The organism is Pseudomonas sp. GW821-FHT02H09 (assembly GCF_059421425.1).
Genome location: NZ_JBWKVA010000002.1, coordinates 244,292 through 266,475 on the forward strand (window position 1 = coordinate 244,292; position 22,184 = coordinate 266,475).

The window sequence follows — 22,184 nt, forward strand, 5'->3', positions numbered from 1 at the left end:
CCCGCTTCCAGCGCCAGACTGGAGCGGGCCTCAATGTTCGGCAGAATCGTTGTGGTTATCCAGGGTTTCCAACAGGGCAACCTGCATCCGCGTATGCACGCGGATAAACCAGCGCCACAGAAGTGCTGCGACAGCCGCCGCAACGACGGCAATCAGGATCAACAGCTCGGTGGTCGGCAGAATGCTCGACGACAATGCCGCCAGCAGCAGGAAGATCACCAGCAACGACAGAATCGGTATCACCTCGGCGATCACCCGCCGCACCCGCTGGGTATGACGACCGGCCATGTCAGCCTTCACACCCATCTCCGCCAGCAACATCGACAGCGCTTTGAGTTTGCGATAAGCGGCGATCAAAAACGGCAACGACAACAGCAATGCCCCTCCCCAGATCAGCGCCTTCTGCCATCCTGGATCGCTGATCCAGCCTTGAAGATAACCGCCAATACGCCCGGCGAAAAAACCGCCAGAGAAAAAGATCGCCATCACCAGCGCCAGATTGACCCCCACCTGTAACAGGATCCGCCGAATCATTTTGGCCAACAGCGCGCCCTGCCCTTGGGGCTGGATGCTGCGCAGCCATTCACCGTACATCCCAAGTACACGAGCCAGACGCTGCGGCATCACCGCTGTCAGCTTTAGCGACAACGGGTCGGCCGCACGAATCAGGTAGGGAGTCAGTAAAGTGGTGATAGCCGACACGGCCACAGCCACCGGATAGAGAAAATCGCTGGTGACCTGCAAGGTCATACCCAAGGCCGCAATGATGAAAGAAAATTCGCCGATCTGCGAAAGCCCCATGCCAACCCGCAGTGAGGTGCGTCCGTCATTGCCCGCGATAAAGGCGCCCAGCCCACAGGACAACATTTTGCCCAGCACCACAGCGACAGTGATCACTGCAATCGGCCAAGCGTATTGCAGCAGAATCTGTGGGTCGATCATCAAGCCGATGGCGACAAAGAAGATGGCGCTGAACATGTCGCGAACCGGCTCGATCAATCGCTCTATTTTCAGTAATTGGCGCGACTCGGCCATAATCGCGCCAATCAGAAATGCCCCCAGCACCATGCTGTATTCCAGCTTGACCACCAGCAGACAGAAGCCAAAGCACAGACCCAACACGGTGATCAGCAACATCTCGTCGCTTTCAAATGTGGCCACATAGGCCAGCAGCCGTGGCACCAGTGAAATGCCGATCACCAGGGCGACAATCATGAACAATGAGAGCTTGCCGACCGTGGAAAACACTTCTCCGGAGCTGACGGTGCCGCTGACCGCAATACTCGAAAGCAGCGCGATGATGCCAATCCCGAGAATGTCTTCAACGATCAACACACCGAAGATCAGCTGCGCAAAGCGCTGGTTTTTCATTTTCAGGTCGTTGAGGGCTTTGACGATGATGGTTGTCGAGGAAATCGCCAGGATGGCGCCGAGGAACATCGAGTCCATGGTATTCCAGTCGAACCAGCGGCCGATTTCGTAACCGATCCAGATCATTAGCACGATTTCGAGGAATGCCGCGATAAACGCCGTAGCCCCTACCCTGAACAATTTACGCAGGCTGAACTCCAGCCCAAGACAGAACATCAGAAAAATCACCCCGAGCTCTGCCAGGGTCTTGATGGTCTGCTCGTCATGGATCAGACCGAAAGGTGGCGTGTGCGGCCCGATGATGAAGCCGGCGACGATATAGCCGAGCACCACCGGCTGTTTGAGCCGATGAAAAAGAATTGTCACCACCCCCGCGACCAACATGATCACTGCCAGGTCCTGAATGAAACTGATGGCGTGCATGGCGTGGAGCTCCTTGGGTCAGGTGCTGACACAGTCGTTCGATCACCGGAACGCCAACAATGGCGTGATTGAGTGAACTACAAATCTGAATCTCAGGTAGAAAATGCCCTCGGGACAGGCTTTTGAAGGGTAACACCGCGACTTCCGGCAGAAAGGCGGTGCAATATATGGAAACAGATCGATCCGGGCGTGACGGCCTTCACCGGTTCGGCGTCCCGTTAAAGATGGTTTTGAAAAACTGACCAGGCGCCCGCAGAGGTGCTCCCAAAATCCCTGCCTAGAATCGTGAGTAGTGAGCTATGGAACCCGGAAACGCCCAGCTGTCGATGACGGTATTGATGACCCCCGACATGGCCAATTTCTCTGGCAATGTCCACGGCGGAACCCTGCTCAAGTATCTCGACGAAGTCGCCTACGCCTGCGCCAGCCGCTATGCCGGACGCTACGTGGTCACCCTGTCGGTGGATCAGGTGATCTTCCGTGAGCCGATCCATGTTGGTGAATTGGTAACCTTTCTTGCTTCGGTCAACTACACCGGCAACACCTCGATGGAGGTGGGAATCAAGGTGGTGACGGAGAACATTCGTGAGCGCTCGGTGCGCCATACCAATAGCTGCTTTTTCACCATGGTAGCGGTCGACGACCAGCGCAAACCTGCCGTCGTGCCTCAGCTGCAACCGCAAAACAGCGAAGACAAACGCCGTTTTATGCAGGCCAAGCAACGCCGCCAGATTCGTCAGGAGCTGGAAAAGCGTTATCAGGAAATCAAGTCGGACGCCTGAGGGCCGTCATTCAAGGACAATCAGGCGAGCGCCTGACCTGTGGCGAAGGGGCAAGCCCCCTCGCCACAAGGTTATGCCAGCCTTGGGACTTGCCTGACTCAGCTCAGAGGCTGATCGCCGTCGCCTCAAACCGCACCCTTGGATGGGCAATCCGGTCCTGGGCTCGCACCAACTCCAGTTCGTAGCTGGCGCAGGCCTGGGTTTCCAGCAGCACTTCATGTACCGCCGCGGCGGTGAACTCGAAGGCCGCCAGCAGGCTGTCCCCCAGCAGCACCCGAGCCAGAAACAGACCGGACGTCAGGTCACCGACACCCACCGGTTGGCGCGGAAAAGCCAGTAACGGCCGACGCAGGTGCCAACTGCCCTCGGCGGTCACCAGTAACATCTCAAAGCCGTCCGGCAACTTGCCGGGATAATCCAGGTGTTTGACCAGCACCGCCTTCGGACCGCGTGCCAGCAGCGCTCGCGCCATGGCCAGGCAATCGAACAGCGACTGCGGCTTGCGACCGGAGAAGCTGTCCAGCTCGAGTTGATTCGGGCACATGAAGTCAGCCATCGCCGCAGCTTCGTCCAGCAGGAAGTCGCTGACTTCGGCCGGCACACTGCAGCCCTTTTCAGGATGGCCCATCACCGGGTCGCAAAGGTACAAGGCTTTGGGATTGATCGCCTTGATCCGCTCCACCCCGGTAAGAATTGCCCGCCCCTGGGCCGCGCTGCCGAGGTATCCGGACAGCACCGCGTCGCAGTTACCCAATTCGCCAATCGCCGCTATCCCTTCCACCAGCGCCGGAATCTGTTGCGGTGCCAACACCTCTCCCGCCCACTGTCCATACTGAGTATGGTTGGAGAACTGCACGGTATTGAGTGGCCAGACATTCACCCCGACCCGCTGCATGGGGAAAACCGCAGCACTGTTGCCAGCATGACCGAAGACCACGTGAGACTGGATGGCGAGCAAATGGGGTGTACGTTTCATGCGAGATTTCCGTAAACCGATTGAAATTCGAGCCGCGCAGTATGCGACTAAACGCAGCCTGTACGACAGACCGGAGACACAGTTAAGCTGACACTACTTTGTTGGAGCGTTCGTTCATGCTGACCCTGGGAAATATTTTCGTGCTGATGCTGCTGGCGACCGGCGCCGCCTGGCTGTGGCACAACCACGGCTTGCGCGAGCGGGCACTGGAGAGGGTCAAGCAGCATTGCGCCAAGCTCGATATCGAACTGCTGGACGGCAACGTCGCGTTGAAGCGCATTGGCTTCGTCAAGGATGCCAACGGTAGACGACGCCTGGCCCGCATCTATAACTTCGAGTTCACCGTAACCGGCGAGACGCGTCATTCAGGCACCATCACCCAGTTTGGCGCCCACAGCTCACAAATCGAGCTGGCGCCCTACCCGTTCGAGGTCAAAACCCCACTCCCGAGTGCTGAAATAATCGAACTGAACCAGTGGCGCCAGGAACATAACAAGCGCAGTAGTTGACGCAAAGGCAAAAGATCGCAGGCTGCGCCAGCTCCTGCAAGGGGTACGCGTGGGTCAAGCCTGCACTACGCGGCACCCGGCCAAGATGTTTTGCAGCGCTGCCGCGTCCTGCGGCTCGCTGAAAATCAATTCGATACGTGAATCACGCCGCCATTCACTGGGCTGCCAGTGCAGACCCGAGTTATCCACTGCGTTGGCTGACACCCAGCCGTCGGCGCTGTGGATAACCAGCTTGGCCCGCCGCCACTCAATGCTTTGAAGCCATTGCAGAACCCGCGTCGCATCGAATCGCTGACTCGGATGCCAACGCCAACCAATACTCCAGTCGCCTTCCTGTTGCTGGCTCAGACAAATCGGCTGCGCCGGATCAGTCCAGATCGAGGGCATCTTTGCCTGGCCTTTAGGCGCGGTGAAGTTATCCACACCCGCGTTTGCCTGGTTCTGCACACCGGGTAATTCGGACAGTGGCAAAGCGGCTTGCTGCGTCCAGCACATCGGACAATCGGGCAATTGTTTGATGATCCGCTGGCGATCCGCATCGCTGAGCTGCTCGTCCTTGTTCAGTACCAACAGACCCGCATTGGAAAGCGCTTCCTGCTGCGCTTGCGGCAGTGGTTTCCCGGTGGCCAGCGCTTGGGCATCCAGTACCAGCACACACGGCTGAACGGCCAAAACGCCCTGCCACGGCGCATCCTGTAATTGTTTGAGTAACTGCGCCGGATGGCCCAATCCGGAAGGTTCGATAAACAACCGGTTTGGCCGCGCCTTACGCAACAAACGCCCAAGCCCAATCTGAAACGGCGCTCCATTCACGCAACACAAGCAACCGCCTGCCACCTCACCCAGCGCAATACCATCGGCGTCCTGAGTCAGCAACGCAGCATCCAGGCCGATTTGACCAAACTCATTGATCAGCACCGCCCAGCGCTCATGGGCCGGCCGCTGCGCCAGCAGGTGCTTGATCAGGCTGGTCTTGCCGGCGCCAAGCGGCCCGGCAATGACGTGGGTGGGAATGTTCTGCAGCATGTTCGACAGTTTTCTAAAGAGGTGAATGATGCGGGTGATATGGCTGCCATTGCTGTGAGGCGTTGGCCCAGGCCTGTGTGGTCCACAGCCAGGCACAACGGCTCGACGTCAAGTTCTGTCAGCAGAACCGCGACGTCCCGAAAAACTGTTCAACGACGGCTTCTGCCAACCCAGACTGGCCGGCCAGAAAGTCGACGTAGCGTTCACCAAGCAGTGCCCCGCCGGAGCCTTCGGCGTTTGCAGCAACGCCCAAGTGGCCAATATGCCTTACCGGCAGGATATTCACTATTACGGCGTGGCCACTGATGCAACGTATTCGCAGCCGTATTGCGAAAACCAAAGCCAGGGTACATGGCTGAAGTCTTGAGTGCGCCTAGCTCAGCCAGTCGAGGGTCAGAATCAGTCGGCGTTCACCCGATGCCGGTTGCGGCGAGCGATGGATCAGGCCGAAGCCTTCGTTGCCATGCCATTTCTCGCCTTTGAGCAAAGCCACTTCACCGCAGGCGACTTGCTGAATCTTTGAGAAGTCTTGCGGCTCGGCGTCGACCTTGCCCAGTTGCCGACGATCCATCGCCCCCTCTTGTAGCCATTGGCTGCCGATGCCGGCGTAAGTGGTGATCAGACGCACCGGCACATGATCGACGTGGAAGCGCGGGCACATGGCCTTGTCCAGCACCCGCAGACGCAGGCCGATGCGCTTGGCGCCCAGCAAGCAGGCGAAGGCGCTGACCAGCCAGGAGATGTCGGCGATAAATCCTTCGTAGCCCTCCAGGTCGCTGAAGCCTGAGGCCAGACCTTGCAGATTCGGTTCTGAATCATCATTGGCCAACTCCAGCGATAACGACTCTGCCAGCGGCTCACCCAAGGACAGCAGCAACGTGCCGAAATCGGCGACATGCACTGGCAGGTGGCGTTGCCAGACAGCCAGATTCACTCCGTCGTCCAGAATTTGAGTGAGCGCTTTTGGTGTATCACCCCGGACCTGACGAATTATCGGACGCAGCTTCAGACTGGGCGCGAGCATCAAGCCGCCTCCTCTTCATGCCAAGGGCCGAAAGGGTCGACCATCAGTCGCCAGCCTTCCACACCCACGGCCATTTCGTCGTCGGTCAGCAGGCAGCTATCAAGCTCGGCAGTGAGCAGGGCGAAGTCGATGTTCTGACCGATGAATACCAGTTCCTGACGGCAGTCACCGGTGGCGGCGGCCCAGTTTTCCATGATCGCCGAGGTGCTTTCCTGATCCTGTGGCCACTGCGGCTTCGGCACGAATCGCCACCAGCGTCCGGCAAAGCCATGACGCATCAAACCGCCAGCCTGGGACCAGCTTCCAGCGTCCTGATGCTTGCTGGCCAGCCAGAAAAAACCCTTGGAACGCAGCAGTTTGCCGTTCACCCACGGGCGGTCGATGAAGCTGAAAAAGCGCTGCGGATGGAAGGGGCGTCGCGCCCGATAAGCCGTCGAGGCGATGCCGTATTCCTCGGTTTCCGGGACGTGTTCACCGCGTAACTCCTGCAACCAGCCCGGCGCCTGAGCGGCACGTTCGAAGTCAAAACGCCCGGTGTTGAGGATCTTCTTCAGCGGTACTTCACCCATCACCATGGGGATTATTTCTGCCTGGGAGTTGAGCCGTTCGAGAATGGCGATCAGCTCCTGGCGGTCGCTGCGGCTGATCAGATCGATTTTGCTGATCAGAATCACGTCGGCGAATTCAATCTGCTCGATCAACAGATCCGTGATCGAACGCTCGTCCTCCTCGCCCAGGGTTTCACCACGGGAGGCGAGGCTTTCGGCCGCTTGATAGTCGAGCAGGAAGTTCATACCGTCGACCACCGTGACCATGGTGTCGAGCCGGGCGATGTCGGCCAGGCTCTGGCCTTCTTCATCGCGAAAGGTAAAGGTTTCCGCAACTGGCATAGGCTCGGAAATACCGGTGGATTCAATCAGCAGGTAATCGAAACGACCTTCCCTGGCGAGCTTGCTGACCTCTTCCAGCAAGTCTTCACGCAAGGTGCAGCAAATGCAGCCATTGCTCATTTCGACGAGTTTTTCTTCGGAACGATTCAGCGTGACATCGCGCTGAACCTCGCTGCCGTCGATATTGATCTCACTCATATCGTTGACGATCACCGCCACCCGAAGGTTGTCGCGGTTGCGCAGAACGTAGTTGAGCAGCGTGCTTTTACCGGCGCCGAGAAAGCCGGAGAGCACGGTAACGGGAAGGCGATTGGGCATCAGGGTGTCTCATCAGAGCGGGACTTATTTTAATGTTATAATATAACAATGCAATTAAGCCAATCCCCTCTTGTTCCCAGCGACGAAGGGCGCAATGCTTGCGCCAACCCGCCTCACGAGAAACCCCATGCGCAACGCTCTGAAATACACGCTGTTGGGCCTTACGCTGTTTGCCGCGAGCAACGCCTTCGCGCAACTGCCGAGAACGCTTGCCAACTGCACCCGCAGCGCCAACCTGCTGGCGTGCGTGGATGCCGATGGCAATGCCTATAGCGTCGCCACGGCCGGCAGCACCACGTATCTGCGGGGTTTCGAAGTAATCGGCAAACGCTACTGGGCGCAGACCAACAGCCGCTACGGGCAATTGACGTTCTTCACAGGCATCGCCTCTGACGGCGAAGCCTGGGTCGGCTACAGCCGCCGTGTTGGCTGGACCACTATCAATCGCTTCTCCAGTTCCGGTGGCGCCAGTGCCAAGTTCACTTGCAGCCGTATCAGCGGCTGTTAGACCTGGGCTTTTTTCTGATCCTGCAACCAGGCCATGTAGCTATTCACCGGTGGATTCTTCTGGAAGTAGCGCTGCAACCCTTCGAACAAACTGTCGGCCACCTCCTGTTCCACGCGTTTCTGATGCAGCGTGGTGATACCGGCAAGACTGCCAAGCACTGTGCTACCTAACTGAATGCTGTTGACCTGCACCGGTCCGGTGAGGTCGAGCACGATCCGTGTACCACAGATAGGAGAGCGTCCGCACTCGACATGACGTGGTGAAGGCCCACTCAGGAAAAAGGCATCGTCGGCTGTAAAGTTATAATATAACATGTCGAATCTTTTCCAACGATGGACCTGCTTATGAACGCGCTGACTCTGCCGGATATCGCCGCGCAGGCCTCACGCCAAGCCTTGCCACTCGAGTGGGTGGGCATGTGCGGCATTGCTCTACCCATGTTGTTCGATGGCCAGCGAATGAGCGCCATAGCGGATGCAGGCGTGAGTCTCGATGATGGCGAGGCGCGTGGCATTCATATGTCACGTCTGTATCTGGCGCTGGAAATGCTCGAACAGGAAAACCTCACACCGCTGCTTTTACGTCAGGTTCTTCAACGTTTTCTCGATAGCCATGACGAGTTGTCCAACAGTGCCTATCTGCGTATTCACACCGATCTACTGCTTAAGCGGCCAGCCTTGGTCAGTCCGCTGTCGGGTTGGAAAACCTACCCGGTGAGCATCGAAGCGCGGCTGAAAAACGCAATGTTCCACGTGGAACTAAAAATTGAGGTTAGTTATTCCTCAACTTGCCCGTGCTCAGCCGCACTGTCGAGACAGCTAATTCAGCAGCAATTCGTCGAGGACTTCGCCAACAAAGCGTTGCAGCACGCCGACGTTCTGGCCTGGCTCGGTTCCTCAAAAGGCATCGTTGCGACGCCTCATAGCCAGCGCAGCAGCGCGCAGTTGCAGCTGCGGTTGGACGACTGTCTCGAAAGCTTGCCATTGATCACGGTGATCAATGACGCTGAAGCAGCCCTCGGCACCGCCGTTCAAACCGCGGTGAAACGCGCCGACGAACAAGCCTTCGCCTTGGCCAATGGTCAAAACCTGATGTTCTGCGAAGACGCCGCTCGACGCTTGAATCTGGCCTTGAAAAGATCCCCGGGCATCAACGCCTTCCTCCTGCGCGTTACCCACGCCGAAAGCCTGCACGCCCACGATGCTGTGGCCGAAAGTTGCTGGAACTGGGAGGCCGCATGATCCGTTGCCAAGCATTACGCTGGGGCGCTCCCGGTCAACCACTGACTCCCCCCGTGAAATTCGAACTGGCGAACGGCAGCCTGACCGCGGTAATCGGCGCTAACGGCTCGGGTAAAAGCAGCCTGCTGAAAGTTATCGCTGGGTTACAGAGGCCGCTGGCTGGCAAAGTCGAACTGGATGTTCCACGACGCGGCAGCCTGTCTTTCCTTGCGCAACAACAGCATCTGGACCGACAGTTCCCCATCAGTCTGCAAGAGCTGGTCGCCGCTGGATTCTGGGGCAGCAAGCAAACCCCACAGATGCGCAACCAACGCCTGCAAACCGTACTGGAAGACTGGTGCTTGAGTGGCCTGGAACATCGCCCATTGATGGCGTTGTCGGGCGGTGAATTGCAGCGAGCCCTACTAGCCCGTTTGAGTCTGGGCCATGCGCCGGTGTTGTTACTCGACGAACCCCACGCCGCGCTCGACGAGCTCGGCCAGACACTGCTCTGGAAACACATCCACGCCTGGCATGCCGATGGTCGGACGTTGGTCGTCGTCTGCCATGACCTGGCTGCAGTGCGCCAACACATTCCTCAAACGCTGCTGATCAAAAGCAGTGGCTGCATACTTGCGCCAAGTACCGAACTGATCACCCAACTACCTCAGACGCAGGTGGCGTAATGGTCGCCGCTGCTGCGCTTTGGCAACCGTTCCACGAATTCGTCTTCATGCGCCGGGCACTTCTTGGCGGTTTGGTATTGGCCTGTAGCACTGCCCCACTCGGGGTGTTTTTGATCCTGCGGCGCATGAGTCTGATCGGTGACGCGGTGGCTCACGGGATCTTGCCCGGCGCCGCCTTGGGGTTCTGGTACGCCGGTTTGAGCCTGACGGCGCTGACCGTTGGCGGCCTCGGTGCGGGCCTGGGCATGGCCGGGCTCGCAGCATGGATCACCCGCCGTACCGGCCTGCGAGAGGACGCCAGCCTCGCGGCGATCTACCCGATTTCCCTGGCTTGCGGTGTGCTGATTCTCGGGATCGCCGGCAAACGTCTGGACCTGCTGCACCTGCTATTTGGCTCAGCGCTTGCCGTCGACGGACCGACGTTGGCCGGCATGCTTTGGGTCTCGGGTTTCAGTCTGACTGCCATGGCGCTGATCTATCGCCCCTTGTTGCTCGACACCCTCGACCCGCTGTTTCTGCAAACCGTCAGCCGTCTCGGACCGTTGGCACACGGGCTGTTTTTGACCCTGGTGGTGCTGAATCTTGTCATCGGCTTCCAGGCCATCGGCGCGCTGATGGTGGTCGGTTTGATGATGTTGCCCGCCGCCGCTTCGCGTTTCTGGAGTCGACGCTTGCCAGTGTTGATGGTCATCGCCGCGGTGCTCGGTTGCCTCTCGGTGTGGCTTGGTCTGTTGCTGTCGTTCTACTACTCGCTGCCCAGCGGTCCGGCCATCGTGCTGGTGGCTGGCGGTTTTTACCTGCTGTCCGTGGTGTTCGGTCCGGTGCACGGTTTGCTGCGCCGCCCACCTTTGCTTACATCCCAATGAGGTGTTTCCCGATGCGCGCTCTACTCGTGCTGTTCAGTCTGCTGCTGCCGTTGTCGCTCTCGACAGCATCCGCGGCAGAAAAACTTCAGGTCGTCACCAGCTTCAGCATTCTCGCCGACATGACCCATCAGGTAGGCGGTGAGCATATTCAGATCACCAACATGGTCGGCCCGGACGCAGACGCCCATACCTACGAACCCACCCCGGACGATGCCAAAGCGCTGCTCAAGGCCAGGCTGATCATCAAGAATGGCTTGGGTTTCGAACCGTGGCTGGATCGCCTGGTCACCAGCACCGAGACCAAAACCCCGGTGATCACCGCCAGCCGTGGCGTCATCCCGCGAACCATGGATGAAGACGGCGAGACCATTCCCGACCCGCATGCCTGGCACAACCTGGCGAACACCGAACTCTATGTGAACAACATCACCAAGGCGCTGATCGCAGCGGATCCGGCGAACAAAGCCGACTACGAACGTAACAGCCAGGCCTACCTGAAACAGATCTACCGTCTGCTGGCCGACGCCAAAGCCAAGCTCGGTTCCCTGCCACCGGGAAACCGCAAGATCGTCACCTCCCATGATGCCTTTGGCTATCTTGGCCAGGCTTACGGCATCAACTTCATGGCGCCTCAAGGTTTGTCCACCGAGCGCGAACCCTCCGCAGCCGAGGTCGCTGCGCTAATCACCCAGATCCGCCAGGCCAAGGTCAAAGCGGTGTTTATGGAAAACATCAAGGACGCGCGCCTGCTCAAGCAGATCGCCGAAGAAAGCGGCGCGCATATTGGCGGTACCTTGTACTCCGATGCCCTTGCCGCCACGGGTCCGGCCAGTACCTTCGCCGGACTCTTCGAATACAACCTCAACACGCTGTACGACGCCTTGAGCACGCCATGATTCGAAAGAACCCGTCAGGCGATCTGCCGCTGATCGCCGAGTCCGCTTATGTGGATAAAACCGCGATCATCTGCGGCAAGGTGGTAATCGGCGAGAACGTCTTCGTCGGCCCCTATGCGGTGATTCGTGCCGACGAAGTGGACGACTCAGGTCAGATGGAGCCAATCAGCATCGGCGCCAATTCGAACATCCAGGACGGCGTGGTCATCCACTCAAAATCCGGCGCGGCGGTGACGATCGGCGAGTTCAGTTCGATCGCCCACCGCTCCATCGTTCACGGGCCATGCTCCGTCGGCAATCGGGTGTTCATCGGCTTCAACAGCGTGTTGTTCAACTGTGCGGTCGGCGACGGCTGTGTGGTGCGGCACAACTCGGTGGTCGATGGCAGGGATCTGCCTGAAGACTTCTACGTACCGTCGACCACCCGCATCGGACCCAAGACCGACCTGTCGCAGTTCCCGCCTGTCAGCGTCAGTGCTTCGGAGTTTTCCGAGGATGTGGCGCGGACCAACGTCGATCTGGTGCGCGGCTACAAAGCCCTGCAGAACGAGTTTTGAACATGAGCAGCGCGCTGACCCACAACGCCCGGTTGGTCAACGAAGGTCATGAGTTCGACGCCGATCTACTGCTGGACCACGGTCGCATCGTGAAATATGTAAGTTTGCGTAGCCGCAATGGGGAGGGTTGGGGGCAGATGAGTGTTCATCAGGTGTGTGGGCGATTGGGGTTGGAAACCAACGCTAATTAGTGACTAGATCGTTCCCACGCTCCTGCGTGGGAACGCCTCAATGGACGCTCCGCGTCCGCTTTGTGACGCAGCGTGTCACGGGCTGCATTCCCAAGCAGAGCGTGTGGGAACGATCATCACGCTCGTGGCTTGACCGTACCGCAGTCTTGCCCCATCCACACCGCTCGGGTGTCCAGGCTGCCCTTCTGCTGGATGCCGGTGGCATTGAAGGTGCCGTTGACCTTGGTCGTGAACTCTCGATCACTGAGGAAAGTGGCGACACCGGTGCCCTGCGCTTTCGGGCAGCTGAAGCGAAATTTCCACTGATTGCCGGCGCGGTCGGTGATTTCCTGCTTGCAGCCCGATTGCGGATCCGTCAGCGGAATGTTGTCGGACTGCACTTGGGCCTGAGTCAGACAAGCTCGAATACCTTTGCCGCCCATGGTGATGCCCTGCTGCTCTAGCGCTGCCCGTTGTTCCGGGGTCATCTGGCTCTGTAACTGGCCAAGGATCAATTGCAGATCAGGCAGGTTCTGGTCATCGACCTTCATATTGCTCGACGTCAATTCCCACAACCCAGGCTGCAACATTTGCGCCTGAGCAGCGACAGGAAGTGACAAGCCAACAACCATGGCCAAACCCAGCAGACGAACGTTCATCAAGTAACTCCTAGAGAATAGTGGCCGTTAGACGTCTGCAACCTACTTCAGTTGCATGGCGAATTAAATAGCGACATTCGCCGTGGAACATGGTCTGTTAAGCATTGAACCTTCAGGAGAAAGGCTGCCCCATGGATTATTTTGGCCCGCATTTTTTCGGTTATCTGATCGCCACTATTCATTTGCTGGGCATGATCGCCGCCATCCATGCCGTATTCACTGTCAGGACTGCCCAAGGCGCAATCGCGTGGGCCTTGTCACTGTTGTTCATTCCTTATCTGACCCTCATCCCCTACCTGGTCTTCGGCCGCAGCACGTTCGATGCCTATATCAAGGCAAGGCGCCAGGCCAACGAGGAAATGCGCAAAGCCATCGCCGATCTGAACTGGCGCCCCTGGATCGAAGAAGCGCTGACCGCTCGCGCCTCAAATGCCTACGCCTCGCTGCGTGCCATGCCGAAACTGGGACAAATGCCCTGCCTTGCCAATAACCAGGTGCGCCTGCTGATCAATGGCGAAGCCACTTTTGCGGCGATTTTCGATGCCATCCGTAACGCCCGCCAAACCGTACTGATCCAGTTTTTTATCATCCACGACGACCACCTCGGTCGCCGCTTGCAGGCCCTGCTGATGGAGAAAGCTGCCGAAGGCGTAGCCATTTACGTGCTCTACGACCGTATCGGCAGCCACTCCCTGCCTCACAGCTACGTTCAGCCAATGCGCGAGGCCGGCGTACAGATCAAAGCCTTTGCCACACGCAGCGGCTGGCTCAATCGCTTCCAGATCAACTTTCGCAATCACCGCAAAATTGTCGTGGTCGATGGTTTGTCCGGATTCGTCGGCGGGCACAACGTCGGCGACGAATACATGGGTGAGAAACCGCCGCTGGCGCCTTGGCGCGACACCCACGTCCAAGTCAGCGGTCCGGTGGTGGCCTGCATGCAGGAGTCGTTCGCTGAAGACTGGTTCTGGGCTTCACGCCAGCTGCCGCCGCTGATCCTGCCGGACACCTATCCGGATGACGGCGTACTCTGCCAACTGCTGGCCAGCGGCCCGGCAGACCCCTACGAAACCTGCTCGCTGTTTTTCGTTGAAGCGATCCATGCCGCGACTGAGCGGGTGTGGATCACCAGCCCGTATTTCATTCCCGACGAAGCGGTTTTCGCTGCGCTGCGACTGGCAGTGTTGCGCAATGTGGATGTGCGGATTCTCCTGCCGTCGCGGCCGGATCACCGCGTCGTCTACGCCGCGTCCAGTCTCTTCGCCTTCGAAGCCGTTCGGGCCGGGGTACGAGTGTTCCGTTATGAGCCCGGTTTTCTGCATCAGAAAGTAGTGCTGATCGACAGCGAAATCAGCGCCATCGGCAGCGCGAATCTGGACAATCGATCGTTCCGGCTCAACTTCGAAGTGATGCTGCTGACCGTCGACAGACAATTTGCCGCCGAGGTGGAACACATGCTCTGCGAGGATTTCGACCAGGCTCACGAGATCGCTAAAGGAGAAAGCCGGGAGACCCACCGCCTGCAACAACTTGGCATGCGGGTCGCCCGGCTTATATCGCCGATCCTTTAAGGGTTGTAGATATCGTCGCGAGTCCACGGCAGTTCATGGCTACCGTCGGCATGAGCCTTGACCGCGAGGATCTGGTGCAAATTGATCCAGCCTCTGGCGAATGCATAAGCGCAACCGGCCAGGTAGAGCCGCCAGATACGTAGAACCTGCTCTGGCACCTGTTTTGCGGCGGCTTCAAGGTTATCTTCCAGGCGCTCGCTCCAGTGGTCCAGGGTGCGTGCGTAATGCAGGCGCAGGCTTTCGACGTCGACGATTTCCAGCCCCGCCTCGCTGATTTCAGCCGAGATCATCGACAGATGCGGTAGCTCGCCATTGGGAAACACATAACGCTCGATGAATTCGCCAGCACCCCGCCCAACCGGCCGACCGTCAATGTGCTTGGCGGTAATACCGTGGTTCATCACCAGGCCGCCTTCGCGCACAGCGCCGAACAGGGTCTGACAATACTGCGCCAGGTTCGCATGGCCCACATGCTCAAACATGCCAACGCTCACCACCTTGTCGAAACGGCCGTCCTGAGGCAGGTCGCGATAATCGAGCAATTGCAGTTCGACCATATCCTCCAGACCTTCCTCAATCACCCGCTCACGAGCCAGCGCCAACTGCTCTTTGCTCAGGGTAATCCCGAATACTTTCGCTCCGAATTCCCGGGCGGCAAAGCGCGCCAGCCCTCCCCAACCGCAACCGACATCCAGCAAGTACTCGCCGGGCTGCAGGCGCAGCTTACGGCACAGATGCCGAAACTTGGCTTGTTGGGCCTGTTCGAGGCTCTCGCTACCGGTCTCGAAATAGGCGCAGGAATAGGCCATGTCGCTATCGAGCCAAAGCTGATAGAACGCATTGGACAGGTCGTAATGATAGGAAATGGCTGCCGCGTCGGTAGCTTTGTCATGGACGGAGCGAACCGGTTGATTGCCTTCGTCCTCAGCCAGCAGAGCCTGGCTCCACTCATCGCAGACCCGAATGACCTCATTGATAGAGCCTTCGAGTTCCAGCTTGCCTTCGACGAACGCCGCCCCTAGCAAATCAAGGCTCGGATGAGTGAATTTGGCAACCAATTGCGGGTCCTTGACCACAATGGTGACGCTGGGCGCCGGGCCCAGATTAAACTCATGGCCATCCCAGAGTCTGAGGCATAACGGTAGTTGCAGATTCTGTAAGGCCGGTGGAAGTTGCACGAGCATGGATAGTCCCCCTTGTTTCAGACGTCTGATTTGAGGGTAGACCATCCATGAAAATTAGCAGGCTATCGAACTCATAGCCTCTCTCTATGACCCGCGACGGTGATCGAACCGTCGTGAACCCACTGTTTCAGCCAGGTTACGGCCTGTAGTGGCGCACCCTCTACACAAGTGACTGTGAACTCGCTACACAGTTCGGAAAAGCTCAAACCGTCGTTCACCACGGTAGTCCCGACATAGCACTAGAGAGAGATCCGCCCCTGATCAGACATCCTCTTTGAGCTTGAGCAACGGCTCCTGAAAACGCAGCAAACGGCCCGCATTGCCGAGCACCAGCAAGGTGCTGAGGTTGTGCAGCACCGCGGCGATCATCGCCCCCGCCGCCCCAAGCCAGCCGAACGCGGCAAACGTGACGATCGCAAGCGTCCAGCCCAGACCGATGATCACATTGACTTGCAGCGTCTGACGACACTGGCGACTCAAGCGTACGCAAGTGCCCAGGCGTCGCAGGTCGCTGCCAATCAGAACGATGTCCGCCGAGGCCAAAGCGATATCCGCCCCGCCCGCGCCCATGGCGACACCGACCACCCCGGCTTTGAGTGCCAGCGAATCGTTGATCCCGTCGCCCACCACCATCGGCCGAAAACCGCTGCCGATTTCCTGCAGAACGCGGTTGAGTTTGTCTTCAGGCAAGGCTTGGGCTTCGACATCGCTGATCCCGACTTCATAGGCCAGGCTGTGGGCCACGCTATGCCGATCCCCGGTGAGTAGCAGTTGCCGCCCCAGTCCCAGTTCTCGCAGCTCGCTCAGTGCGTGGCGAGCCTCGGGTTTGATGCTGTCCGCCAACAACAGCCAACCGAGAAATTGCCCGTCCAGCGCCAGCCCGGCAATGGGGCCGTCATGCTCCGGCACGGCGGACGTCGCAATGCCCAACTGGGTAAACAGCTCCGGACGACCGAGTGCCGCCTCGCCCTGCTCCGTTTGCGCCACGACACCCAAACCCTGGCGTTCACAGATATCCGACAGCACCAGAAAATGTTCCTGCGTCACCAGCCCGGCCAACGCACGGCTAACCGGATGGCTACTGGCCGAACCCAGGCTGGCTGCCAGTTTCAGCAAGGCGCTGCGATCTCCGACCGGGCTGTCGATCGATTGCAAACGCAGGGTGCCAAACGTCAGGGTGCCGGTCTTGTCCACTACCAGCGAGGTCAGGTCCGCCAGCTCTTCGAGAAACGCCGAGCTGCGAATCAAAATCCCGTGGCGCGCCGCTACGGCGATCCCGGCAATTGCCGTTGCCGGCGCCGACAACACCAAAGCACAAGGACAGGCTGCCACCAACACCGCCAACATCGCCTGCGCATCGTTGCTGATAAACCAGGTGACGGCCGCCAGCAGCAAGACCAGCACCATGTAGCTGCCGGCATAACGCTCGAGCAAACGAGTGATCGGCGGCTTCGAGCGCTCGGCGCTTTGCATCAGTGCAATGACTTTGCCCAGGGTCGACTCATTACCGGTGCGGGTAACTTCAATGCGCAACAGGCCATCGAGGTTGATCGCCCCGCCGAACACCTGCATGCCGACACTCGCCTCCAGCGGCACCGACTCGCCAGTGATCGGCGCGGTGTCGAGGCTGGCCTGCCCGGAAAGCACCAGGCCATCGGCCGGCACCCGGTCACCGGCGCGCACTTCCACCAGGTCGCCGGTCTTGAGCGTGGTGTTGTCCACTTCGATAATCGTGCCGTCACCCTGCACTCGCCGTGCATGGCTGCGCGTCAACTTACCCAAGGCATGAATAGCTTCCTGGGAGCCGATCACGCTGCGCTCTTCCAGCACATGGCCGAAGATCATGATGATCGGCAGCAAGGCCGCCGTCAGCAGATCGCCAGTGGCCCACGCGCCCATCATCGCCAGTGCGATCAACTGATCGGTGATGCCGTGCAGGCTTGGATAACGCAGGCTGTACCAGGCCGAACGCATCACCGGAACGGCCACCAGCAACGAGGCAAAACCCAGCAGCAACTGGCTGACACCATTTTGCTCCGGCACCAACCAGCGCCAGACCAGACCCAGCCCGAGCAGGCCGAGGGCGAGCATCGCCAGGGTCAGTTGTCGCGCGGCGCCGCGTTGTTCGGCAGAGGTCAGCATGCTCGCCGCAGGTTGGGCGGCAGCAGAATGGGCAGTCATTGTTCGGCTCCCTGAATGATCAGGCGGGTATCGTCTTTAGGATCGACCGTGGTCACCGAGCCGGCCTGGCCGAGGATCTTCGGCAGACGCTCACGATAAATTCGCAGCAGCATTTCAGGGTCGGTGCCCTTCTGCTGCGCCTGGGCCAGGCTCTGTACTGTTGCCGTGTCGGTCGACGCTTTGGCCAAGCGCTCACTGGCTTGTGCATGAGCTACTTGCAGGACACGGTCGGCTTGCTGGGTGGCGGTCTGGGTCAATTTTTCAGCATCGGTTCGCGCGTTCGCCACGGCCTTGTCAGCCTGTTGGCTGGCGGTCAACACCGCGTTGAACGCGTTCACCGCAGGCTCCGGCAAACTCGATTGCACGTCGACTCGTGCCACCTCAATCCCCAATCCCTGCCCCGTCGCGGTCAATTCGGCCAAGCGTTGATTGATGCCCTGCACCAGATCCCCGCGCAGACGTTCGCGACGCTCGGCGGCCTGGTTATCCGCGCCGATCAACTCAGGGCGCGCCACCAGAATTGTGTCCAGGTCTCGCGCAGCCGTCAGCGCCACCGCACTGCGGGTCACCATGCGATCCAGTGCCGGCAGCACATGCTCGCCTTGCAGTACGAACGCATACGGCTCGTTGACCTTGTAGAAGACCCGTACATCCAGTTGCACCACACCGGCATCACCGGTCAGCAAGTAACCGGAGCCGGCCAAGGCGTCACTCAACGGCGTGGCGAAACTGGCAACTCGATCACCTTGTAGCGCAGCATCGGAACGCAACAGGTTTTCCACCCGGCGCTCGATCACCCGATCCGCCGCCGGCAACAACACAACCTGTTCAAACGGTCGCGGCCACGCCAACAACAAACCAGCATTCTGAATACGATCCAGAGCCCCAAAGTGCAGTACCACCGCCCGATTCTGTGGATCGATCTGCCGCACGTTGGAGAACGCCCAGACCACCGCAGCCAACACTGTCACTGCGTACAACGCGAGGAAGGTCAAGCGGCCGGCTTGAATCCACGGGCTACTGACTTCATTTGTTCCACGTGGAACGTTACTCATGGCTGCGACTCGGCCTTGCTACCCAGGCTCGGCGGCCCGTCCACCAACACCCGAAATGGCGCCGCGTCGGTGCGCAATATCAGCTTGGTACCCGGAGTGACTACCGTGCCCAGAGTGTCCAATGAGCGCAGCAAGTTATATAGCTGCGGTGAACCCGCATAAGCACGGCCGTAAATCTGCGCGGCCTCGACTCGCGATTGAGCTTCGATATCTGCGGCTTTCACCGTGGCATCGGCTTGCACAATTCGCGCATCACGCTCGGCGGCCGATCGAATTTGCGCCGCCTCGCGTTTGCCGATTGCGGTGCGCTCAGTGGCAATGGTTTCACGCTCAGCGCGCATTCGGTCGACAGTAGCGGTCAGGGTCACCGACGGCAGAGTCAGCCGCTCGATACCGACTTGCAGCACACGCACGCCATAGGTGGTCAGCAACTGCTGATCGATCTGCTTACGCAGTTGCGCTTCGAAGTCAGCGATGTGGACCTGGTTGGCGTCGGTGTTCACCAGATTGGCCAGGTCAAAACTGCTGGCCGTGGTTTCCAGCGCCGAGCCGACAAAGGTACGAATCTGCCGCGCCGCCTCGTCTGGCTGGTTTTGTACCGCCCGCATAAAGCGCTGCACGTTATCCGGATCGCCCTGCACCTGCCACGCCACGTAGGCCTGAACAATGATCCGCAAACCATCACGCGTACCGACGTCCTGTAAACCGCTGGAGGTGGTGCGCAACCGCAGGTCCACCGGGATCGCCGCCTCGAACGGCGCTGGCCAACGCCAGCCAAGACCAGGCTTCAGCAGCACCCGCGACGGGTTACCAAAACGGGTGATTACCGTGGCTTCACCTGAGCGCACTTGCACCAGGCTCGCCGCCGCAATAGCAAACAACACCAGCAACACCGCCCAGGCCATGCGCCGCCAAGGAAAAGGTCCAGCCTCTTGTGGATCGCCATGGTGATGATGGTGGCCATGATGGTGCCCGCCATGGCCGTGGTCGTGGCCGACGTGGTCTTGATGATCGTGGGAATGAGGCTGGCTCATTGGGAAGCTCCTGACTGAACGGCTTTACGCGGCGCCGCAGGGTCAACCGGTAGCGTGAACGTACGTAGATCGATTGTCGGAGCGCTGTTGCCGCCCAAACGATGATCGAGAATAAGCAGCTTGGTTTTCGCCAGGCCCAAGGTTAGCTGACTGAAGTATTGCTCCAGCACAAAGGCCTTCCCGGCCGAGGCATAAGCCTTTTGTTCAGCCGCAAAACGCAGGTCGGCGGACTGAGCGGTGGCTTTGACTTCATGGGCGCTGGCCTGCGCCTGATCACGGGTAACACTGGCTTGCAATTGCGCCTGATTGGTCTGCTCACTGGCAGCCCCGCGCTCACGGGCGATCAACGCCTGGGCGCCGATCTGCGCGGCTTGCACACCGTGATAAGCGTTGGCAGCACCGGCCGGTGGATGAATCGCTTCAACCACCGTGGCAAGGATTTCCACGCCGCTGTCGAGTTTCTGCAAGTCAGCCTGCACCGCGCGACCGATGTCATCGGCAAGCCCTACACGATCCTCACCCAGCAACCCATCGAGGGTACGCGAAGCGAAATCGTGAACAAGAATCCGGCTGGCGGTGCTGCGAATCAGCGTCGGAACATCTGCAGTGTTATAAGTCGCCGCCAGCGCCGCCTGATCGGTCAGGCCGATGCGATAGACAAAACGCACGTCCATGTTGACGATCTGAAAGCTCTGTTTGTCGGCACTGCTGCTGGCGATGACCTGTGATTTGTCGTTCACATGGCTGGCATCCCACAGCCGATTGGCGATCAACGGTGCGGGGCCTTCCGCCGAATCTGGCAGTGTTGCGACAGTCGCTTCACCGGTGCTGGTGGCCAACTCATGCACCACACCGTTCTCGACACTCAGCACGCGACCTAAAGGCCAAGGCAAGCCGGCATGCAGTCCCGGCCCGAAGACCTCGACCGGCTTACCGAAGCGCTCGTAAATTCCCCGCGCTTGCAGGGGAATTTCGTGAATCCCGGTGAGCAGCCAACCAACCGCCAGCACCACCATCAGTACTGGAAAAAACGCCCGGCGCATGTAGGTGAAAGCCCAGATCTGCCTAAGGTCGATACCGAAGCGGTTGTGCAGTTCGTGCTGTAACGCCAGCAAGGGCTGCGGAGGCCAGCGCAGCATGCCGGCGACAAAACTTTGCGCCAACAGCCGTGGTTCAAGCTGTTCGCGACGAGGGCTGAACAGCGACAACAGCGCGCGCAACAGCAATTCGATCGCCACCAAACCCGGCAGCAAACCGATCAACACCGCCAGACGTACAGGCCAAACCGACGTTTCACTGCTGAACAACAGGCATAACGCGCTCAACACCAGGCAGATGATCGCCACCCGGACCAATTGCCCAAGCTGCCCGGCCTCGGGCCATTCAGCGGGGCTTTCCTGGGCCAGCTGACGTTCGAACACCAGCAAGCCGAAGGCCAGTAATAACGAAAGCGCCGCCCCCACACTGGCCGACAGCCCTAATGCGGCGCCGGGCAACGACAGATCCCAGACCTGCTCGATGCTCAGCAGCGCCAACAGTGCCCAGCCACACAGCCAGAGAGTCGGTGCGCCAATCTGCGCCAGCAGGCGCATCCAGCTGTCGCCAATACGCTCCAGCAGCCGCTCGTACCAGCCAAGCGCTTCAACCGGCCTGTCCACGATTTGCTCAGCGGATGGTGCGGCCTGTGACCCCAGCGCTCGCCCGCGCCACTGTGTCACCCACCAGGCTGATTGCAGCCCGGCAATCACGACCAGCAGGGAGGCGGTCTGATTGACCAACAACGCAGACCATGGCGATTGCGGGGCGAAAAGTCCGACAAAAAACGCCAGCACCAAGCCGACTACCGAGCCCCCCGCCAAACCGATGCCGACCCGCTTCAACCGCCGCGCGTGAAATGCCGCTTGTTGAAAACGCGGCAGCCCTTCTACATCCGCCCCATCCGCATCCAGATCGACTTGCATACCACCCCAGCCTGTTGTTGCCAAAACCCAGGCCTGTGGATAAGTCCCAGGCCGCTGCGAATATCACATTTCGTTACGATATAACGATGGTAATGAAATTTTCTCTTCGCACCTATCCTTTTGTCTGCACAGCAGTGCCTGTGGATAAGCCCTTTCCATGGGGCTTGACCAAAAGCGTACAACCGAAACATATTACGAGCATAATTTTTTTGTGCGATCTAACTTCCTGACCTGCCACCCGCACCCGACACGCTCTGAAGCGTTGCGTCAGGCGCCGATGAATGTGGAGGGGATGGCGACGCAGATCCAGTTTTATA

Annotated in this window: 21 protein-coding genes and 4 pseudogenes; 12 read left to right on the forward strand and 13 right to left on the reverse strand. The window is 59.2% G+C overall.

Annotation, left to right across the window (positions count from 1 at the left end):
* Window positions 1–30: 30 nt before the first annotated feature.
* The gene (locus tag AC07VR_RS03590) at window positions 31–1,794 is read right to left on the reverse strand and encodes a cation:proton antiporter (RefSeq protein ID WP_495010478.1); all 1,764 of its coding nucleotides are present in this window, start codon (window positions 1,792–1,794) and stop codon (window positions 31–33) included.
* A 299-nt stretch (window positions 1,795–2,093) separates the two neighbouring features.
* Here AC07VR_RS03590 and AC07VR_RS03595 point away from each other — a divergent pair, with 299 nt between their 5' ends.
* Window positions 2,094–2,576, forward strand: a complete 483-nt coding sequence (locus tag AC07VR_RS03595) for an acyl-CoA thioesterase (protein WP_494990981.1) — start codon at window positions 2,094–2,096, stop codon at window positions 2,574–2,576.
* 103 nt (window positions 2,577–2,679) lie between these two features.
* Here the strand turns inward: AC07VR_RS03595 and pdxY are convergent, their stop codons facing one another.
* Window positions 2,680–3,552 (reverse strand): pyridoxal kinase PdxY, encoded by an 873-nt coding sequence (pdxY, locus tag AC07VR_RS03600; RefSeq protein ID WP_495010479.1) that lies wholly within the window; start codon window positions 3,550–3,552, stop codon window positions 2,680–2,682.
* Window positions 3,553–3,668: 116 nt separating this feature from the next.
* On the opposite strand from pdxY, the gene AC07VR_RS03605 reads away from it, so the two are divergent.
* Complete coding sequence (locus AC07VR_RS03605) at window positions 3,669–4,061, forward strand: DUF3301 domain-containing protein (RefSeq protein WP_494990983.1); 393 nt, start codon at window positions 3,669–3,671, stop codon at window positions 4,059–4,061.
* Window positions 4,062–4,115: 54 nt separating this feature from the next.
* On the opposite strand, the gene AC07VR_RS03610 is transcribed toward AC07VR_RS03605, so the two are convergent.
* A complete protein-coding gene (locus tag AC07VR_RS03610) occupies window positions 4,116–5,087 on the reverse strand; it encodes a CobW family GTP-binding protein (protein WP_495010480.1) in 972 nt (323 codons plus the stop codon).
* Between the two features lie 62 nt (window positions 5,088–5,149).
* Between AC07VR_RS03610 and AC07VR_RS03615 the strand changes: the two are divergent.
* A pseudogene (locus tag AC07VR_RS03615) lies at window positions 5,150–5,454 on the forward strand (NADH:ubiquinone oxidoreductase).
* Between the two features lie 6 nt (window positions 5,455–5,460).
* Here the strand turns inward: AC07VR_RS03615 and AC07VR_RS03620 are convergent.
* The gene (locus AC07VR_RS03620) at window positions 5,461–6,111 is read right to left on the reverse strand and encodes a DUF1826 domain-containing protein (RefSeq protein WP_494990985.1); all 651 of its coding nucleotides are present in this window, start codon (window positions 6,109–6,111) and stop codon (window positions 5,461–5,463) included.
* Window positions 6,111–7,319, reverse strand: coding sequence for a zinc metallochaperone GTPase ZigA (gene zigA / locus AC07VR_RS03625; RefSeq protein WP_495010481.1), 1,209 nt, complete (start codon window positions 7,317–7,319; stop codon window positions 6,111–6,113). Before zigA ends, AC07VR_RS03620 begins: the two co-directional genes overlap by 1 nt.
* A gap of 127 nt (window positions 7,320–7,446) precedes the next feature.
* Between zigA and AC07VR_RS03630 the strand changes: the two genes are divergently transcribed.
* Window positions 7,447–7,827, forward strand: coding sequence for a glutamine synthetase (locus AC07VR_RS03630; protein WP_494990987.1), 381 nt, complete (start codon window positions 7,447–7,449; stop codon window positions 7,825–7,827).
* On the opposite strand, the pseudogene AC07VR_RS03635 reads toward AC07VR_RS03630, so the two are convergent.
* Window positions 7,824–8,042, reverse strand: a pseudogene (locus tag AC07VR_RS03635) (N-acetylmuramoyl-L-alanine amidase); the annotation flags it as partial. The gene AC07VR_RS03630 and the pseudogene AC07VR_RS03635 sit on opposite strands and share 4 nt — an antisense overlap.
* Window positions 8,043–8,171: 129 nt before the next feature.
* On the opposite strand from AC07VR_RS03635, the gene folE2 reads away from it, so the two are divergent.
* The 6 genes from folE2 to AC07VR_RS03665 are packed head-to-tail and all read left to right on the forward strand — an operon-like array spanning window position 8,172 to window position 12,243.
* Window positions 8,172–9,068 carry a GTP cyclohydrolase FolE2 gene (gene folE2 / locus AC07VR_RS03640; RefSeq protein ID WP_495010482.1) on the forward strand — a complete coding sequence of 299 codons (897 nt, stop codon included), beginning with the start codon at window positions 8,172–8,174 and terminating at the stop codon, window positions 9,066–9,068.
* Window positions 9,065–9,733 carry a metal ABC transporter ATP-binding protein gene (locus AC07VR_RS03645; RefSeq protein WP_495010483.1) on the forward strand — a complete coding sequence of 223 codons (669 nt, stop codon included), beginning with the start codon at window positions 9,065–9,067 and terminating at the stop codon, window positions 9,731–9,733. The genes folE2 and AC07VR_RS03645 overlap by 4 nt, the downstream gene beginning before the upstream one ends.
* A complete protein-coding gene (locus tag AC07VR_RS03650; RefSeq protein WP_495010484.1) occupies window positions 9,733–10,599 on the forward strand; it encodes a metal ABC transporter permease in 867 nt (288 codons plus the stop codon). The genes AC07VR_RS03645 and AC07VR_RS03650 overlap by 1 nt, the downstream gene beginning before the upstream one ends.
* A gap of 11 nt (window positions 10,600–10,610) precedes the next feature.
* The gene (locus AC07VR_RS03655) at window positions 10,611–11,495 is read left to right on the forward strand and encodes a metal ABC transporter substrate-binding protein (protein ID WP_495010485.1); all 885 of its coding nucleotides are present in this window, start codon (window positions 10,611–10,613) and stop codon (window positions 11,493–11,495) included.
* A complete protein-coding gene (locus AC07VR_RS03660) occupies window positions 11,492–12,052 on the forward strand; it encodes a gamma carbonic anhydrase family protein (protein ID WP_495010486.1) in 561 nt (186 codons plus the stop codon). The genes AC07VR_RS03655 and AC07VR_RS03660 overlap by 4 nt, the downstream gene beginning before the upstream one ends.
* 2 nt (window positions 12,053–12,054) lie before the next feature.
* Complete coding sequence (locus AC07VR_RS03665) at window positions 12,055–12,243, forward strand: hypothetical protein (RefSeq protein ID WP_495010571.1); 189 nt, start codon at window positions 12,055–12,057, stop codon at window positions 12,241–12,243.
* A gap of 116 nt (window positions 12,244–12,359) precedes the next feature.
* Here the strand turns inward: AC07VR_RS03665 and AC07VR_RS03670 are convergent, their stop codons facing one another.
* Window positions 12,360–12,881 carry a DUF3617 domain-containing protein gene (locus AC07VR_RS03670; protein WP_494990995.1) on the reverse strand — a complete coding sequence of 174 codons (522 nt, stop codon included), beginning with the start codon at window positions 12,879–12,881 and terminating at the stop codon, window positions 12,360–12,362.
* Between the two features lie 131 nt (window positions 12,882–13,012).
* Between AC07VR_RS03670 and cls the strand changes: the two genes are divergently transcribed.
* Window positions 13,013–14,452, forward strand: coding sequence for a cardiolipin synthase (gene cls / locus AC07VR_RS03675; RefSeq protein WP_494990996.1), 1,440 nt, complete (start codon window positions 13,013–13,015; stop codon window positions 14,450–14,452).
* On the opposite strand, the gene cfaB is transcribed toward cls, so the two are convergent.
* The 6 genes and pseudogenes from cfaB to hflK (AC07VR_RS03705) all read right to left on the reverse strand — a co-directional run bounded on the left by cfaB (window position 14,449) and on the right by hflK (AC07VR_RS03705) (window position 21,867).
* Window positions 14,449–15,636, reverse strand: coding sequence for a C17 cyclopropane fatty acid synthase CfaB (gene cfaB, locus AC07VR_RS03680; RefSeq protein WP_494990997.1), 1,188 nt, complete (start codon window positions 15,634–15,636; stop codon window positions 14,449–14,451). The genes cls and cfaB overlap by 4 nt on opposite strands.
* Before the next feature lie 71 nt (window positions 15,637–15,707).
* Window positions 15,708–15,857: pseudogene (locus tag AC07VR_RS03685) on the reverse strand (HvfC/BufC N-terminal domain-containing protein); the annotation flags it as partial.
* 40 nt (window positions 15,858–15,897) lie between these two features.
* Window positions 15,898–17,817 carry a cation-translocating P-type ATPase gene (locus tag AC07VR_RS03690; protein WP_495010487.1) on the reverse strand — a complete coding sequence of 640 codons (1,920 nt, stop codon included), beginning with the start codon at window positions 17,815–17,817 and terminating at the stop codon, window positions 15,898–15,900.
* Window positions 17,814–18,872 (reverse strand): protease modulator HflK, encoded by a 1,059-nt coding sequence (gene hflK, locus AC07VR_RS03695; RefSeq protein WP_495010488.1) that lies wholly within the window; start codon window positions 18,870–18,872, stop codon window positions 17,814–17,816. Before hflK (AC07VR_RS03695) ends, AC07VR_RS03690 begins: the two co-directional genes overlap by 4 nt.
* Complete coding sequence (gene hflC, locus AC07VR_RS03700; RefSeq protein ID WP_494991000.1) at window positions 18,869–19,906, reverse strand: protease modulator HflC; 1,038 nt, start codon at window positions 19,904–19,906, stop codon at window positions 18,869–18,871. The genes hflK (AC07VR_RS03695) and hflC overlap by 4 nt, the downstream gene beginning before the upstream one ends.
* Window positions 19,903–21,867, reverse strand: coding sequence for a protease modulator HflK (gene hflK / locus AC07VR_RS03705; RefSeq protein WP_495010489.1), 1,965 nt, complete (start codon window positions 21,865–21,867; stop codon window positions 19,903–19,905). The genes hflC and hflK (AC07VR_RS03705) overlap by 4 nt, the downstream gene beginning before the upstream one ends.
* A 226-nt stretch (window positions 21,868–22,093) precedes the next feature.
* Between hflK (AC07VR_RS03705) and AC07VR_RS03710 the strand changes: the two are divergent.
* Window positions 22,094–22,171, forward strand: a pseudogene (locus AC07VR_RS03710) (hypothetical protein); the annotation flags it as partial.
* Window positions 22,172–22,184 lie beyond the last annotated feature (13 nt).

What these genes read in the sequence shown, in the direction of transcription:
- AC07VR_RS03605 (WP_494990983.1), top strand. Translation starts at nt 3,669, where the DNA reads ATGCTGACCCTGGGAAATATTTTCGTGCTGATGCTGCTGGCGACCGGC.
- AC07VR_RS03610 (WP_495010480.1), bottom strand. Translation starts at nt 5,087, where the DNA reads ATGCTGCAGAACATTCCCACCCACGTCATTGCCGGGCCGCTTGGCGCC.
- AC07VR_RS03655 (WP_495010485.1), top strand. Translation starts at nt 10,611, where the DNA reads ATGCGCGCTCTACTCGTGCTGTTCAGTCTGCTGCTGCCGTTGTCGCTC.
- AC07VR_RS03595 (WP_494990981.1), top strand. Translation starts at nt 2,094, where the DNA reads ATGGAACCCGGAAACGCCCAGCTGTCGATGACGGTATTGATGACCCCC.
- cfaB (WP_494990997.1), bottom strand. Translation starts at nt 15,636, where the DNA reads ATGCTCGTGCAACTTCCACCGGCCTTACAGAATCTGCAACTACCGTTA.
- hflC (WP_494991000.1), bottom strand. Translation starts at nt 19,906, where the DNA reads ATGAGCCAGCCTCATTCCCACGATCATCAAGACCACGTCGGCCACGAC.
- AC07VR_RS03660 (WP_495010486.1), top strand. Translation starts at nt 11,492, where the DNA reads ATGATTCGAAAGAACCCGTCAGGCGATCTGCCGCTGATCGCCGAGTCC.
- AC07VR_RS03645 (WP_495010483.1), top strand. Translation starts at nt 9,065, where the DNA reads ATGATCCGTTGCCAAGCATTACGCTGGGGCGCTCCCGGTCAACCACTG.
- AC07VR_RS03690 (WP_495010487.1), bottom strand. Translation starts at nt 17,817, where the DNA reads ATGACTGCCCATTCTGCTGCCGCCCAACCTGCGGCGAGCATGCTGACC.
- hflK (WP_495010488.1), bottom strand. Translation starts at nt 18,872, where the DNA reads ATGAGTAACGTTCCACGTGGAACAAATGAAGTCAGTAGCCCGTGGATT.
- AC07VR_RS03650 (WP_495010484.1), top strand. Translation starts at nt 9,733, where the DNA reads ATGGTCGCCGCTGCTGCGCTTTGGCAACCGTTCCACGAATTCGTCTTC.
- AC07VR_RS03630 (WP_494990987.1), top strand. Translation starts at nt 7,447, where the DNA reads ATGCGCAACGCTCTGAAATACACGCTGTTGGGCCTTACGCTGTTTGCC.
- AC07VR_RS03665 (WP_495010571.1), top strand. Translation starts at nt 12,055, where the DNA reads ATGAGCAGCGCGCTGACCCACAACGCCCGGTTGGTCAACGAAGGTCAT.
- zigA (WP_495010481.1), bottom strand. Translation starts at nt 7,319, where the DNA reads ATGCCCAATCGCCTTCCCGTTACCGTGCTCTCCGGCTTTCTCGGCGCC.
- AC07VR_RS03590 (WP_495010478.1), bottom strand. Translation starts at nt 1,794, where the DNA reads ATGCACGCCATCAGTTTCATTCAGGACCTGGCAGTGATCATGTTGGTC.
- AC07VR_RS03670 (WP_494990995.1), bottom strand. Translation starts at nt 12,881, where the DNA reads ATGAACGTTCGTCTGCTGGGTTTGGCCATGGTTGTTGGCTTGTCACTT.
- folE2 (WP_495010482.1), top strand. Translation starts at nt 8,172, where the DNA reads ATGAACGCGCTGACTCTGCCGGATATCGCCGCGCAGGCCTCACGCCAA.
- cls (WP_494990996.1), top strand. Translation starts at nt 13,013, where the DNA reads ATGGATTATTTTGGCCCGCATTTTTTCGGTTATCTGATCGCCACTATT.
- pdxY (WP_495010479.1), bottom strand. Translation starts at nt 3,552, where the DNA reads ATGAAACGTACACCCCATTTGCTCGCCATCCAGTCTCACGTGGTCTTC.
- hflK (WP_495010489.1), bottom strand. Translation starts at nt 21,867, where the DNA reads ATGCAAGTCGATCTGGATGCGGATGGGGCGGATGTAGAAGGGCTGCCG.
- AC07VR_RS03620 (WP_494990985.1), bottom strand. Translation starts at nt 6,111, where the DNA reads ATGCTCGCGCCCAGTCTGAAGCTGCGTCCGATAATTCGTCAGGTCCGG.